This window comes from Streptomyces sp. KM273126, assembly GCF_004337435.2.
In the GTDB taxonomy this organism is placed as follows: Bacteria; Actinomycetota; Actinomycetes; order Streptomycetales; family Streptomycetaceae; genus Streptomyces; species Streptomyces acidicola.
Genome location: NZ_SJXB02000001.1, coordinates 6562852 through 6577590, shown reverse-complemented (window position 1 = coordinate 6577590; position 14739 = coordinate 6562852). Strand labels below are relative to the sequence as shown.

Here is a 14739-nt window from a genome sequence, read left to right as displayed (position 1 = left end):
CAATCATAGGGAAATTACGCCAGACCGTGCACTTGAGTACCGGTGACAGGGGCTGTTGATGGCACACCCGCAGGGCGACCGGGCGACGGCACAACAGATGGTCAAGGAGGCGGTGGCGAGCTTTGAGAAATGGCAGAGACTGGGCGACCCCGACTCCCTGCGCACCTCCTTACGGCTGTGGTCCGTCCTCGTCGAGGCACTTCCGCCCGCCTCCCCCTTTCGGCCGGTCTGCCTCACGGAGCTGGGCCGGGCTCTGCGTGGATGGTTCCAGCTGACCGGAGACCACGCCGCGCTCGACCAGGCGGTCGAGGCGAGCGCGACCGCGGTGAGGGAGACCGAGGCGCTCGGCGACAAGTTCCTTGACGAGCAGCTGTCCAATCTCGCGCTGGCTCACTGGGAGCGCTTCCGGACAAGCCACCGGCTGCCCGACCTGGAAGCGGGTATCGCCGCGGGGCGCCGCAGCATCGCCGCCACTCCCCCAGGGCACGAACGCCGTCCCCTCCGCCGTAACAACCTCTCCCAGATGCTCATGCAGAGGCACGAGCGTACGGGCGATCCCGCGCACCTCAAGGAGGCCCTCGACGTCACGCGCGAAGCCGTGGCGGACACGCCCCCGGGCCATCCGAGCGGAGCCCTCACCCGCTTTCACCTCGGGGAGCTCCTGCGGGGGACGTACCTGGAAACGCACGCCTTCACCCTTCTCGACGAGTCGATCGACATGGCCCGCAGCGCCGTCGCATTGTCCCGGCCGGGGGATCCGTTGCGCGCCATGGCCTGGGGAGGGTTGGCCAAGGGGCTGTGGCACAGGGTCCAGTCGGCGGAGGAGAGCACCGTGGTCAGCGCCGACCTCGATGACCTGATCGAGTCGGCGCGGCACGCCATGGAACAGGGCGACCGGAACGACCCGGAGCGCGCCGACCATCTCCTCCGCCTCGCCGCTGGATTGCGCCGACGCGGTGAACTCACGGACGATCAGGCGAACCTCGACGAGGCGATCGCCTGCTACGAGAGCTTCCTCACGGAGTACCCCGAGCACGACCACCACAACTCCACGCACGAGGACCTCGCCATCTGCCTCATGCTCCGCCACCAGCGGTCGAACGACGCCCGCGACCTCCACACCGTCGTGGACCTGCTGCGTCTCGCAGCCCGCGACCTGCCGGACTCGTCACCGGCCCTCCCCAGGATGCTGCTCACCCAGGGGATGGCCCTTTACGCGCTCTACGACGAACACACCGCGCAAGCAACGGACCTGGACGAGGCGGCAGACGTCGTTCGCCGAGGCATCTCCCTCTCCACCGAGGGCAGTGAAACGATCTCCCTCCTGCGGTCGGCCCTCAGCGAGATCCTGCGCTGCCGCTTCGAGGACCGCAGTGTTGCCGCTGATCTGGAGGCCGCGGTGGCGGCGGCTCTGCGGGCGGAGCGGGACACCCCCGCCGGCGCGCCGTACCGCCCGCTGGTCGTCAACGCGGTCGGTGGCGTACTGCGGGTTCGTGCCGGACACACCGGAGCCGGGGCCGACTTCACCGCCGCGGTCGACTTCGCACGCGAAAGCGCGCGGGGCACCGGGCTGGGCCGACGTGACAGGGCCATCGCGCTGAACAACCTGGGCAGCGCCCTCCAGGCGCGCTACGAGCATGGCGGCGCGCTCGACGATCTGCACGCGGCCATCGACACCAAACGCGCGGCGACGCGATCCGGCGGGCTCTCCGCCACGCAACGGGCAATGCACCTCAGCGGACTCGGCAACTCGCTGAGAACCCGCTTCGAACACACCGGAGACGCGGCGGACCTGACGGCCGCGATCGACGTCTGCGCGGAGGCCGTACGAACCGTGCGCGCCGGTGACCCGCACCACGATCGGTACCTCGCGAACCTCAGCCTCTCCCTGGGGACCTCCTACCGCCGCCACGGGCAGCGCGATGATCTCCACAAGGCCGTCGAGACCGCGCGGCTCGCGGTCGAAGCGACACCGCGACGGTCTCATCGGCGACCGATGAACCTGTGCAATCTCGCGATCGTCACCCTCGGCCGCTTCTCGGAATCGCAGGACCATGACGATCTGGAAGGCGCGATCCGGGCCATCCGCGAAGCCATCGACGAGGCCTCCGACGACCACCCCGACCAGGCCAAGTTCCTCTCCAACCTCAGCGGGATGCTGCATCGGAGGTACCAACACGGGGCTCAGGACAGCGATCTCGACGAGGCCGTACGCGTGGGCCGGCTCTCCGTCGCACAATGCCCTGCCGATCACGAGAGCCGTGCCAGGTGTCTGGTGATCCTAGGGGATGTCCTCCACGACGCGCGGCGCGTCACTGAGACGATCGACGCCTTCCGGGAGGCCGCCCAGCTCCCCACGGGCCAGCTGAGCGTACGACTCCGTGCGGCACGGAGTTGGGGCGAGGTGGCCTCGGCGGACGAGCGGTGGGAGGAGGCGCAGCGCGGCTACGAGTACGCCATCGAGCTGCTGCCCCAGGCGGCCTGGCACGGTCTGGAACGCGACGACCGCGAGCACTTCCTGTCCATGGCCAACGGCCTCGCATCGGACGCCGCCGCTGTCGCCATCGAGCGTGGGGACCTCACACGGGCCGTGGAGCTCCTGGAGCAGGGACGTGGTGTCCTGCTGGCGCAGGCTTTCGATGCTCGCACGGACCTGGACGAACTCCGAGGCCTGGACGGTGACCTGGCACGGGCCATGGACGGCGTCCGGCGCCGACTCGACTCGGTGGGTGCCGCCGGAGCCGGTGGAGAGGCGCGTGACGTCTCGGCGGGCCAGGCGGCAGTGGAGTCCCAGCGTCGTCGGGAAGCGGCGGCCGAATGGGACCGCCTCCTTGAGCGGGCCAGGACCCTGGTGCCGGACTTCCTCCGTCCGCGCCCCTTTGCCCGCCTCCGTGAAGCAGCGCGCAACGGTCCGGTCGTCATCGTCAACATCGCTCGTTACCGCTGCGACGCCCTGCTGGTGACCGCCGACGCGGAAGAGTCCCCTCTCCTCGTCCGCTTGGAGCGGATCTCCCGCCCTGTGGTCAACGGCCGGGCCCGAGAGCTGATCGCCGCGTTGCGTGGTCCCGAGGTGACGGCCCCACAAGAGCGGAATAACATCCTCCGATCCATTCTCGCCTGGCTCTGGAACGACATCGCAGCCCCGGTCCTGAACAAGCTGGACCTGCCTGCTCAGCCGGCCGAGGGCCAGGAACCTCGCCTGTGGTGGTGCCCCACCGGCGCCCTGACTCTGCTCCCCCTGCACGCCGCAGGTCTCTACGCCGCACCGGACGACGGGCCAGACACACCGTCCCCTACCCCGAACAACAACCTGCTCGACCGCGCCATCTGCTCCTACGCGCCCACGCTTCGCGCGCTCTTGGAGGCCGACAGTCGCCCAACCTCCGTCACGACTGAACTGTTGGGTGTCGCCGTGCCCAGCGCTCCAGGAATGGCCGAGCTGCGTCACGCGGTATCGGAAATCGGTTCCCTGCGCGAGGAGTTCCCCACGATGACAGCCGTCCTCGGTCCTGAGGCGACTCGTGACACCGTTCTGGAACAGTTGCTTTCCCACAGCTGGCTGCACTTCGCCGGTCATGGATCGCAGTACTCCCTCGTCGGTGCCGCATTGCACTGCACGGACCACGTGATCAGCTTGCGTGAGGTGACCGCACTCCGACTGACCACGGCGGAACTCGCCTTCCTCTCCGCATGCGAAACAGCCAGCGGAGTCGCCCACCTGGCGGACGAGTTCGCCCACCTGGCCGGCGGGCTCCACATCGCCGGCTTCCGGCATGTGATCGCGACACAGTGGTCCATCAGCGATCTGCGGGCCCCTCAGGTCGCAAGGGACTTCTATCGAGCACTTCAGGCAACCCCGCGCACCACCGATGAAACACTCCACGCGGCCTCTGCCCTCCGCAAGGCGGTCCGCAGGCTCCGAGACGCCCGCCCCGAGGCTCCCACTCTGTGGGCGCCATACCTTCACACCGGTCCCTGACCAGCGCGCGGGCCAGCAGCCCGGGTGGTACGACGGGGATGTGGGTGAGAGACCGGCCGGACGGGCTGTGATGCGACGAGGATTTCGCCGACTGGCACCCGCGCGACGGACGCCCCAACCTCTCGCCATGGCCGGCGCGCCGGGGCGCGGATTTCGGCGCAGCTTTCGGTGCTCCGGCGGGACCCCACCCCGGCCAGGAGCCTGACGCTGCGGCCCGCCCCTTCTCGCGCGGCGCACTCCTGAACGGCAGCCGAGCGTGCTGCCACCTGCTAGGCGCTACTGAGTGCCTCCATGCGCCGGTTCACCACCTACGTAACCAACCAACGCATCCTTGAACTTCTGCCAGATGCCTTGCAGCGTCAATCAGCTGCCTCTACGCTCACGCGGTCTTTCTCATGAACTCCGTTCACATAGATGATTGGAGAGCTTGATGAGTGCAAGACCTCGATTGGTCGCGCTGCTGGTGGCGGTGGCCACCTTCACGGCGGTCCTCCTCCCCACCGCCTCGGCCCACCCGGCGCCGAGGGTCCCGAAGACGACGGTCCTCGACGGCGTGCGGCTCCAGCAGACGAAGCTCCGGCTCGACCGCGGCGACCACCGACTACGACGTACGCTCCAGCAGTTGACGACGCGCGCCGACACCTGGCTCGACAAGGGCCCCTGGACCGTCGTCGACAAGCCGCGGCCCGCGCCCAGCGGTGACGTCCACGACTACCTCAGCCAGGCCCCGTACTGGTGGCCCTCACAGCCCGGGACCACCGACAACCCCTGGGGCTGCCCGTACGTCCAGCGCGACGGCGAGCGCAACCCGGAGGTCGACACCGGAACCGACCGTCAGGACGTGGAGAAGGTCTTCGACTCCACGTACGACCTCTCCCTCGCCTGGTACTACACCGGGGAACGGAAGTACTCGGAGAAGGCCGCATCGGTGCTGCGCACCTGGTTCCTCGACCCGGCCACCCGGATGAACCCCAACCTGAACCACGCCCAGTTCATCCCCTGCAAGTACGACGGCCGGGCAATCGGCATCATCGACTTCTCGCAGTCCTTCACCAGCGTCCTCGACGCGATCGCGATCCTCAACACGGGGGCGCCGGGCTGGAGCCGTCGGGACCGTTCAGCGATGCACGCGTGGAACGTCGACTTCCGCGACTGGCTGGCGTACAGCGCCTTCGGCAAGGAGGAAGGCGCCGCGAAGAACAACCACGGCACCTTCTACGACATGCAACTCGCCGCCCTCGCCCATGCGACGGGCGACAAGGCGCTGACGCGCCGGATCGTCCTCGACGCCCGCGCCAAACGCATCGACGCGCAGATCGCCGCGGACGGCAGCCAGCCGCAGGAGCTCACCCGGACGCGGAGCTGGCACTACTCGACGTTCGCCCTGGTGGCGTACGTACGCTTGGCCGCCGTCGGACGGCACGTGGGAGTGGACCTGTGGTCGTACGAGGGGCCCGACGGGCAGAGCCTGTTCCAGGCAGTCGACTACCTGCTGCCCGCCGCCTCCGGGGCGGCGCCATGGCCGCATCCGGACCTGGAGTTCCGCCGGTACGCGGCCACCGACGTGGTGCACGCGGCAGCGGACGCCGGGGACCCCGAAGCGCGGGCAGTCGTGGCCCGATTGGAGCCGCCGCCCGGCGGTGACCTCTGGGAGCTGAGGCCCGCGGCGGAGCAGTTGGACTCGATCGCGGGGTGAGCGACCGCGTCGGTGACAGGTGAACGGGTATGTCGGTCGCGCGGCGGCGCTCTCCGAGCACCACCGAGCGACCGGGATACCGGCATACCGGCACATCGGAGGAACACCCGCGACCAAGATCAGCGCTGTCCATCACCAGCAGGACACCGCGCGCTTCGGGAGGAACGGGTCACTGGCTCGCCACAGATCCGCAGCCCTTGAGTGCCAGCGAGCGTGCGACGAGGGCGGCGCAGTGCGCCGGGTAGTGCGCGGCGGCCGCGGGTTCGAGGACCTTGGCGTGGTGGATGCCGCCTACATCGCGCGGCGCCGACCTGGCACCTCCGCACTGAGCAGGGGATTCAAGGTATGCCGCAGGTTTCCGCAAGGTCGACGCAGCAGGGTGGTCGGCATGGACGACGCAAGCACCGGGGGTGCGAAGGCTCAGCAACAGAGGGGCTGCCCCACCCGACCGATGTTCAAAGGAGTCAGCATGCCGAAAGTCACGCGACGCGTAGTGCAGATCCTCGGAGCCTCAGTGCTGGCGCTCGGCGGATCGGCCGCCGTAACGCAGCCCGCCTCGGCCGCAGCCCACACGTGCAACGGGTCGGAGGAATTCGTCTCCTCCACCTCCGGCTCACGGGTCTGCTTCTACGGTGACACGTGGTCATTCAAGATCTGCGACACGGCCTCCGGCAACCACCCGGCGGCCAGGGTCTACATGAGCGGGTCGGCCACGGTGTACCACGAGTACCCCGGCTACAACTCGTGCAGCGCGGAGATCGATCTTCCTTATGGGGTGCCCTTGAACTTCCAGGCCCGCACGTACAGCGGAAGTACACTCGTCAGCTCGGGCAACACCGTCTACGTCATCTAACGGGGCTTGCACGAAACGGCCGGCCTGTCCGACACGTCGCCTCCGCTGAGCCCGGCGAACCAGGCGTACAGCTGCGCTGTTTCCTGGACCTGTGCCAGGAGCGCTACGGGTGCGGGCCGGCCTTCCTGTGACCGGTCCGGGACAGGATTCGGACAACACGCCGAGTAGGCCGGACAAGCAAGGGGTGTCCGGGACAGCCGACTTGTATTGGTCTCCGTGGTCTGCGTCTCCACGCTCTGTGCATCCGCGCCCCTGTGCCCAGCTCGCTCCATGTCTGTGGTTCCCGAGCATCGACGTCCCGTTCAGCATCTCGGTTGGCCGGGAGTCGAGGCCGGCGCGCCTCGCACGGTCCAGACCACGGAACTGCGTCTGACTCAGAATGAAAGGCTCCCACTGTCATGGTTATCTCAAGAAGATCACTCCTGGGCGCAGGAGTCTCCGCACCGCTGGCGGCCACTGTGGGTGGACTTGCCTTACCGGCCCCGGCCGTCGCCCAGGTTCCTGAGGACTACCACCTCACGAAGCGGCTCACCACCAACATCCGCGGCAACCGCGCGCCGTACGCGGCCACGGTGAACGCCCTCACTTCCGTGCTGGGAACGGTCTCCATCGACGCCGTTCTGGCCGACGCGAACCGCTACGGGAGCAGGGTCGAGACCGCCGAGGGCCGGAATATCGCCGAGCAGTACGCTTTCGGCTTCCACTGGGACGTGTCCAGGGACCAACTGGTCCGCGACTGGCGCCCGCAGGGAGTCAGCACCACCTACGACTCCCTCGGCGCGCCGGTCAGCACCGTCATGGTGAGCTGGTACGACCTCCGCAGGCCCCGCGTCAACCAAGGGATGCGCCTGTCCCTTGTGGACTGGAGCTCCCCGCGCCCGGAGTACCGGCACGTCCTGATGGTGGAGCCGTACCGCACCGGTGGCGGCTTCCCCACCTTCGCCCCCATCCGCCGGCATGCGGGCGGTATCGCTTGGTACGGCAACACGCTCTACGTCGCCGACACCTACGCGGGCCTTCGCGTCTTCGACCTCACCCGCATCCTTCGAGTGCGCGACGACCGCCCGAACGTGATCGGTCTCATCGAGAACGGCAACGGCGACGCAGGCGACTACTACGGCTACGACTACAAGTACGTACTGCCGCAGATCGCTGCCTACGACAACACGGGACTGCGGTTCCGCTACTCGGCCGTCTCCGTCGACCGCACCAGTTCCCCGCACACCATGCTGGCCAGCGAGTACACCGCCAGCGAGCGCGCCCGCCCCAAAGTGCTGCGCCTTCCCCTGACGGGTCTGGGCAACGCCCCGAACAAGTTGGTCGGCAAAGACGTCAGGCCGATCACCCGCCGTCGCGGCGGCAGGACCGTGGGCCAGCGGAGCATTCAGGGCGCGGTCAGCGTCAACAACACGTACTACCTTTCGGTCAGCGCGGGCAACGCCCGAGGAAGGCTGTACTCCTGGACACCGGGCGCCGCCCGCCCGACTCCGCGAAGCACTCTGTCCGTCGGGCCCGAGGACCTCAGCTACGACAGGACTGAGAACGTCCTCTGGACCTGCGGTGAGTACGAGTCGTTCCGCTACGTCTACGCGGTGGACCCGACGTCAACACGCTGAGCCCGCATGTCCCGGCAGCGGGCTGACAAAGCGGGCCGTGATACGCACGTACCGTCGGCGTCGGCGTCGGCTGCGTCACCGCGCAGAACGGCTTGGAGTCGCCTGGCCCCCTACAAGCCGGTGAACAACCAGATACTGCGGCCAGGCCTCAGCGTTCGAGAGAGGTCTCCTTGGTGTCGAGGGCCGGCGAGCGGCGGCCCGGGGGCAGGGGCAGAGGTTGGCTCCCGGTCACCAGAAGCGTTCGGCCCACAGGAAAGCGAGTCCGATCAGGCCGGTGCCGATGGCGTAGCAGGCGCCGTGCAGGATCTGGTTGAGCGCCGCGCTCCTACGGCGGGAGCTCTTCGTGCGGCAGTCGGCGAGGCGGTTCGGGCCCCTGCGCGATGGTCGACGGCTAGGGTGCATGGAGGACGTTTCCTTCTGATGGCGTCGTGTTGGGGAGCCCTGTCCGGCCCATGGCCTCGGAACCGGTGGCTGGACACGGCTCCCCTCTCTGTCACTGCGTGTGGTGGGTGCCGTCTCAGCGGCCTGCGGCGAACTCCTGCAGACGAGCGACCAGTTGGCGGTCGGGCCGGGCGACTATCACGGAACAGCCCGGTGTGCGCGCGGCGAGCCGGTCGACCTCGCACTCCAGCAGGCCGGTCGGGGCTATCGCGCGGGAACCGTTGGTACGCACGTACCGGGCGAAGAGCTCCAGGCCCTCGATGAACGCGGCGTCCGGCGGGGCGGTGTCGGCCATGGAGTGGGTGAGCTGGTGGAACCAGTGCCACGCCCGCCGCGACTCGCCCATGGAGAGGTGGTACAGGTGCAGGCAGTAGGCGGCGGCCCGGCTGCCCGCGCCTGCGGCGAGCTGCCACCAGAACTGCGCGGACTCCGGATGCCCCGTCAGATACAGCAGGCAGGCGAAGACCAGGGCCCCCTCGACATCCATTTCCTCTCCGGTCAGCGGCCCGCGGTCCGGCCCTTCGGCGATCCTGTCGACGTGTTCGGCAGCGTCGGGCTCGTTCAGCACCCAGCGGCACACCACGCCCAGGCGCTGCCCGGCCTGCGCCGCGCGGGCGATCTCCACGGTGGGCGTACGGCGGGATGCGTCCGCGGCAAGACGGCGCAGCGCGGCGGCGACATCGAAGCGCCGCGGAGTGGAGACGGGAATCTGCGCGTCGGTCAGCAGGGCCTCGATGGTGGCAGTCACGTTCCTTCTCCCTTCTTCTTCGGCTTCTTTCGGTCGTCGGGCAGACCCAGCTTGATCCGCAGACGTTCCTTGCCGCGCCGCAGATGGTGGCCGACGGTGCGCTCGTCAATGCCCACGAACCAGGCGACTTTGGTGGTGGGGTAGCCCAGCAGGTAGCGCAGCACGATCACCTCGAACTGGCGGTTCGGCAGCTCCGCGATCGCCTCGTACAAGCCGCTGGTGGACTCCATCTTCTGCAGCTTGTCCCGGGTGGCGGCCAGGGCCTGGGCGATGGGGCCGTTGATGACGAACGCCGGTGCCCGCCCCTCCAGCTCCAGGCGGTCGTGCACGGCCCGCCGCACGATCGCCCACGCGCCCTGTTCGAGGTTGCCCGCGCTCAGCAGCTCCGTCCAGCCGGCGTGGATCTCCAGGAACACCTCGTGTATGACCTCTTCCGCGGCCGCGCGGGTGCCGAAGTGGACCTCCGCGTAAGCGTGGAAGGCCGTCTGGTGGCCGAGGTAGAAGGCCTCGAAGTCCAGCGGCAGATCCAGCGGCACGAACATCGACTGGGACAGCCCCAGGCCGTAATCCGAAGGCGGGTCGCCTTCCAGGGCGTCGTCGTGGCTCACGCCGGCCTCCCGTCGACAGGGGACATGGGCAGAGATCCTCTCCATTGAGGGTCAGCAGGGAACCGGCACCAACTCGCTTGCGCCGATGGCCCGTTGGGTCTGCCCACTACCTAAGTGATTCACGAGGCCGATCACTCATCCCTCCCTCAGAAAAATCACCGAGCGTCCCCAGTCGACAGCACTGTGCAATCTTCAACAAGCGCTGCTAGTGACCCTCCGTATCCCTCTGGCCAGGCGTAATCCGGCCGAGGGATGTGGCGAACAGCTCTCCACAACCCCGCCGTGTTCTGCGTCACACCCCCTGTACCCCCGGCGCACTTCCCTCACATACCAGCGCGCTCGCCACGCCACGCGCCCCCCTATCACGCCAATCCACCGAGTCAGCTGCATCTGGGCCCTGCCCGTACCTGGAGTTGTGGCCGTGATCAAGGCCAGTGGGAGGCCGGTGACAGGATGACCGTGTGATTGAGGATCTGGACGACGTACTCGCCAACCCTGTACGGCTGTTGACCGCTGATCGCGCGGCGGTGCGCGATCACATCGCCGCTGCGAACGGCGCGCAGAGTGTGGGGCCCGAAGTCTTCCTGCAAGCCGAAGCGATCTTCGGCGGCGCGGATGTGACGCGGGCCGAGTTCGCCTCCTGGCTGCACTTCGCGGCCAAGGCAACCGGCCATGAGGAGTACGCCGAGCGGATCGCGACGGCCGAACCGGGGATGCCGTGGCGAACCGTGTGGGCGTGGTGGCGGCCGGCCAACTGGTTCATGGCCCACCCGAGCCTGAACGGCGACTACTACCAGGTCCACCGTCGCCTGTACGAGGGGCGGGAGCTCGTCGAGGTGGTCGACCAGCGCGGCCCGCTCTGGCTCGACGCGGAGACGGGCCAGAGGGTGAAGGTCCGGGACGAAGGAGCGCTGGCTGAAGCGTCCACGCCGCCCGAGGCACTTGATGCGCCCGAGCTCTACGACTGGGAGCTGACCGCCCCGGAGAGCTGGGAAGGCGCCGTCGCATTCGCCGCCGAGGGTGGCAGGACCCGCTACCTCGTCGAGGACATGCACGGCATAGCGGTGCTTGAGACGGACGCGGAGGTGCTGCGGGACTGGCCGCGCGGCGAAGGGATCGACCCCACGTCGTCCGAAGATCCACCGCCGGGCTCCGAACCGGCGCGGCGGCGGCCGACGGGGCCGCTCAGCGCGGCCCGGGTCGACGACGCCTTCGGGGAGCGGCACGTCGTGCGCATACCCGGGAGCGCACTGCCAGAAGGGCTTGAACACCCGGGAAGCAGAGGGCACTTGCGGGACATCGGCCTGCCCGCGTGGTGGGTGTGCCACGGGGCCGAGTACCAGGCCTATTCGGCCGACGCCATGCGCCCCCCGGCCGACGGCGCCCTGTCCGAGCGCGGCCTGCCCAGCGGTGTGGCCGCCGAGGACCTGATCGCCTTCGCCGCGTGCGACCATGGCGAGCTGTATCTGCACCGCCACGACGGGACCGTGCACATCTGGAGCCGGCTGGACGGTCCGGCCAACCAGGTGCTGGTGCCGCTCGCGCCGGACCTCGATGTCTTCACTCGTGTCCTTGAGGCCGTCTACCGCTACAGCAATGCCTGCTGGCACCCCTATCCGGTCGAGGAGGACCAGGAGGCAGTGTCGCGAGTGTTCTGTGATGAGATCGACGAACTGGCCCCGGGCCTAATCGACCCGACCACGCCCGGCGGCATGGTGTGGAGCTGGCTCTACGCAGGCATCACCGAACTGGGCGTAGATGGCTTCTGACGCCTTCCACGCGTGACCCCACTGGTTCCCGGGCGCCGACGGCGCCGTACTCCTCTGGCGGAACGACCCCCGGCCCGTACTCCATCCCGCGTACTCCATCCCGCGTACTCCATCCCGAGCAAGCGATGCCCCTATCCAGGTGGCCGGTGCCGCTCCCGGCATGTGATTCCGGCGTCGTCCGGATACGGATGGTGTGCCCCTGCTGGTTCCGCCGGAGACAACCGTCTCCGCTGAGCCAGTCCGGATCGAAGCGCGATGCGAGCGCGGCTGCCGAGTGCGGTACAGGCACTCCACCGGCGGCTCGTTCGAAGCCTGTCAGCACCGAGGAGATGACGATGAGTGAACAGCACAGGGTGCTGGTGGGGAGCGCCCGCCCGGCCAAGGCCGACGCGACCCGGGTGAGGGACGCTGACCCTGAGGCACCGGTGAAAGTGACCGTCTCCCTGCGCGGGAAGGTGGCCACCGAGGGGGTCCCGAAGGAGCGGCGCGAGGACGCCGAGAAGACGAGGACGGTACTCGAGCGGTACGGCCTCACCGTCGACGACGTCAGGCTCCAGCCGGGCAGCATCGAGGCGAGCGGCCCGGTGTCCGCCATGAATGCTGCCTTCCACGCGGACCTCGGCATCTACCGCAGTGCCGAACAGGGCGAGTTCCGCGGCCGCGAGGGCGAGCTGAAGATCCCGACCGAGCTCGACGGAATCGTGACCGGTGTCTTCGGGCTGGATCAGCGGCGGGTGGCCCGGCGCGCCGTCACCAAGGGCTCGGGCTTCATGGGAACGTTCACACCGGACGATCTCGAAAAGCAGTACAACTTCCCGGCCGGCCACGGGAAGGGGCAGAAGATCGGCATCGCCGAGTTTCCCGGCGGCTACTTCGACGACGATCTGCGGGCCTTCTGCACCGGGCACAACCTGCCGACGCCCCAGGTCACCGTGGTGCCTCTGGACTACAACCCGCCGCGAAGCCTTCAGGCCCTCAGGCAGTTGCCGGCCCAGCAGATGCGGGACGCGGCAGAGGGCCTGCCCGAAGTGATGATGGATGTGCAGATCGTCGCCGGCCTCTGCCCGGAGGCCCAGATCTCGGTCTACTTCGCCCCGTTCAGCCAGAAGGGGTGGATCGATCTGCTCGACCAGGTCATCGCGGACAGGCCGGTGTGCCTCTCGGTCAGCTGGGGCTTCCCGGAGGACGACCCCGACTGGGCGCAGATCGGCCCGGCCGAGATCGACAAGCGCCTTGAAGGTGCGGCGAACCTCGGCATCACGGTCTGTGTCGCCTCCGGCGACGACGGATGCGGGGACGGGCTGGCGGACGGGCGGGCGCATGCCGACTTCCCAAGCGTCAGCGCGTTCGTACTGGGTGTCGGCGGCACGATGATCGACACGTCCGGCCAGGAGGTGGCCTGGTGGCAGGCGCCCGGTCACCGGACCAACACGGTCGGCGGCACCGGCGCGAGTGGAGGAGGCGTCAGCGCCCTGGTCCAACGCCCAGAGTGGCAACAGCAGATCCAGGTGGACTCCCTGAACCCGGACGGCATCAGAGGGCGGGTCGTGCCGGACGTGGCCGCCCTCGCCGGCCCACCCGGGTACGACCTGACGCTGCTGGGCAAGCCCGCCCCCAACGGCGGAACCAGCGCAGCCGCCCCAGTGTGGGCTTCCATGATCGCCCGCGTCAACGCCTCACTGCCGGCGGGCAAGCAGCAGCGTTTCCTCACCCCGTTGCTCTACCAGAGCGGCTCCAACGGCCGTCCTCTCGCCCTGGCCGCCTGTCGCGACATCGCGACCGGCCATGACAACCGCTCCCATCCGCCGGCGGTGGGCTACCCGGTGACAGCCGGGTACGACGCCGTCACCGGCTGGGGCGTACCCGACGGCGTGGCCCTGCTGAAGGCACTGCAGAACTCCTAGTACTCCAGTTGAAGTTGGCCGTCTGCGCTCGTCAGGATCCTGTTCCCGGGTGCCGGGAGCTGATGGGCCGTCATGGGGCGGGGACTTGTGTTCGTCGGCGCGCCGCTTGTAGCTGCGGCGTGCCGCGGTGGCGTGCCGCTGTGGCCTGTGACGGTGGCGTGTGGCGTTGGCCTGGTAGCGACGGGGCCCGCGCGGCACCGCCGCCGGGCTCCCCCAGACTCAGACGAACCCCTCGGTCACGCTGCGGGGCGCGGCGTCGTTGACCGTTGCGAGGAGCGGGCGCGCGTCATCGTGTACAACCCTTCGACCGCCCCACGGGTCTCATCACATGTCCGAAGCATTCCCGGTCATCCGGAAAGTGCCATTTCGCGCAACTTGGAACTGCGCCGACCACGCACGACGTCTTCGCGTGTCTCCCGCTACGGACGTTGTGCCTTGGTCAACACCACACCAGGGGGATCACACCATGCGTTACCTGAAGACCGCCGCCGTAGCCTTGAGCTGCGCCTTCGCGCTCATCCCGGCCGGAATCGCCTCCGCCGGGACCGGCCCCGCGCCCGCTCCGGGCGCACCCACCACCACAGCGGCCACGTCCACCGCGCCGTCCCCGGCCGGGAACCCGGCAAGCACGCGGGCGCAGACCGCCGGGGTGTGCGCGGACGCTTACCAGATCGGCACCACCGGCTACATCACGCGCAGCGGCAAAACCATCGCTTCCGTCAAGCAGTTCTACTCGCCGTCCTGCGCCGAGAACTACGGCTACGTCTGGGTCTGGCAGAGCTTCCGCGACATCGCCGGAGACTACGACGTCACCGCCGCCGTCTACAGCTACTCGCGGGACGAAATCCTGGGCAAGCGCTCCTGGACCAACACCACCGCCCAGGAGTTCTGGTCCAACGGCGCCAGCACAGTCACCGAGTGCACGGCCGCGACGGGCTCCGTACGGGCCGCCGGCGACCCCGCACCCGTCGCGGGCCACTCCGACAAGCGCTGCTGAGCCCACCCGGTGACAGCGGCGGCACGGCCCACGGGACCCGCACCGGCCCCCTCCCGCCGCCGCTGTTCACCGCCCACGACCCTCGTGGCCGTTGTTCTTCCAGGGTCCGGCCACGCGGCGCAGGGGCT

10 protein-coding genes are annotated in these 14739 nt (G+C 68.9%); 7 read left to right on the top strand and 3 right to left on the bottom strand.

The features are described 5' to 3' along the window. The first annotated feature begins 58 nt into the window (after positions 1-58). From E0500_RS28160 to E0500_RS28145, 4 genes are all read left to right on the top strand, one after another. A complete protein-coding gene (locus E0500_RS28160; RefSeq protein ID WP_131557897.1) occupies positions 59-3979 on the top strand; it encodes a CHAT domain-containing protein in 3921 nt (1306 codons plus the stop codon). Between the two features lie 430 nt (positions 3980-4409). Further along, the gene (locus E0500_RS28155; protein WP_131557895.1) at positions 4410-5675 is read left to right on the top strand and encodes an alginate lyase family protein; all 1266 of its coding nucleotides are present in this window, start codon (positions 4410-4412) and stop codon (positions 5673-5675) included. Between the two features lie 469 nt (positions 5676-6144). Beyond that, complete coding sequence (locus tag E0500_RS28150) at positions 6145-6528, top strand: hypothetical protein (RefSeq protein ID WP_131557893.1); 384 nt, start codon at positions 6145-6147, stop codon at positions 6526-6528. Between the two features lie 458 nt (positions 6529-6986). Beyond that, positions 6987-8144, top strand: a complete 1158-nt coding sequence (locus E0500_RS28145; RefSeq protein WP_131557891.1) for a hypothetical protein — start codon at positions 6987-6989, stop codon at positions 8142-8144. A 228-nt stretch (positions 8145-8372) separates the two neighbouring features. Here the strand turns inward: E0500_RS28145 and E0500_RS28140 are convergent, their stop codons facing one another. From E0500_RS28140 to E0500_RS28130, 3 genes are all read right to left on the bottom strand, one after another. Beyond that, positions 8373-8546, bottom strand: a complete 174-nt coding sequence (locus E0500_RS28140) for a hypothetical protein (RefSeq protein ID WP_165934823.1) — start codon at positions 8544-8546, stop codon at positions 8373-8375. Between the two features lie 115 nt (positions 8547-8661). After that, complete coding sequence (locus tag E0500_RS28135) at positions 8662-9333, bottom strand: hypothetical protein (RefSeq protein WP_131557889.1); 672 nt, start codon at positions 9331-9333, stop codon at positions 8662-8664. After that, entirely contained in the window at positions 9330-9941 is a 612-nt protein-coding gene (locus E0500_RS28130) for an RNA polymerase sigma factor (RefSeq protein ID WP_131557887.1), read from the bottom strand. Before E0500_RS28130 ends, E0500_RS28135 begins: the two co-directional genes overlap by 4 nt. 461 nt (positions 9942-10402) lie before the next feature. Between E0500_RS28130 and E0500_RS28125 the strand changes: the two genes are divergently transcribed. From E0500_RS28125 to E0500_RS28115, 3 genes are all read left to right on the top strand, one after another. After that, complete coding sequence (locus tag E0500_RS28125) at positions 10403-11710, top strand: SUKH-4 family immunity protein (RefSeq protein WP_131557885.1); 1308 nt, start codon at positions 10403-10405, stop codon at positions 11708-11710. Between the two features lie 335 nt (positions 11711-12045). After that, on the top strand, positions 12046-13614 hold the full coding sequence (locus E0500_RS28120; RefSeq protein WP_165934822.1) for a protease pro-enzyme activation domain-containing protein: 1569 nt from the start codon (positions 12046-12048) through the stop codon (positions 13612-13614). A 466-nt stretch (positions 13615-14080) separates the two neighbouring features. Next, complete coding sequence (locus E0500_RS28115; RefSeq protein WP_131557881.1) at positions 14081-14611, top strand: hypothetical protein; 531 nt, start codon at positions 14081-14083, stop codon at positions 14609-14611. Positions 14612-14739: the final 128 nt, after the last annotated feature.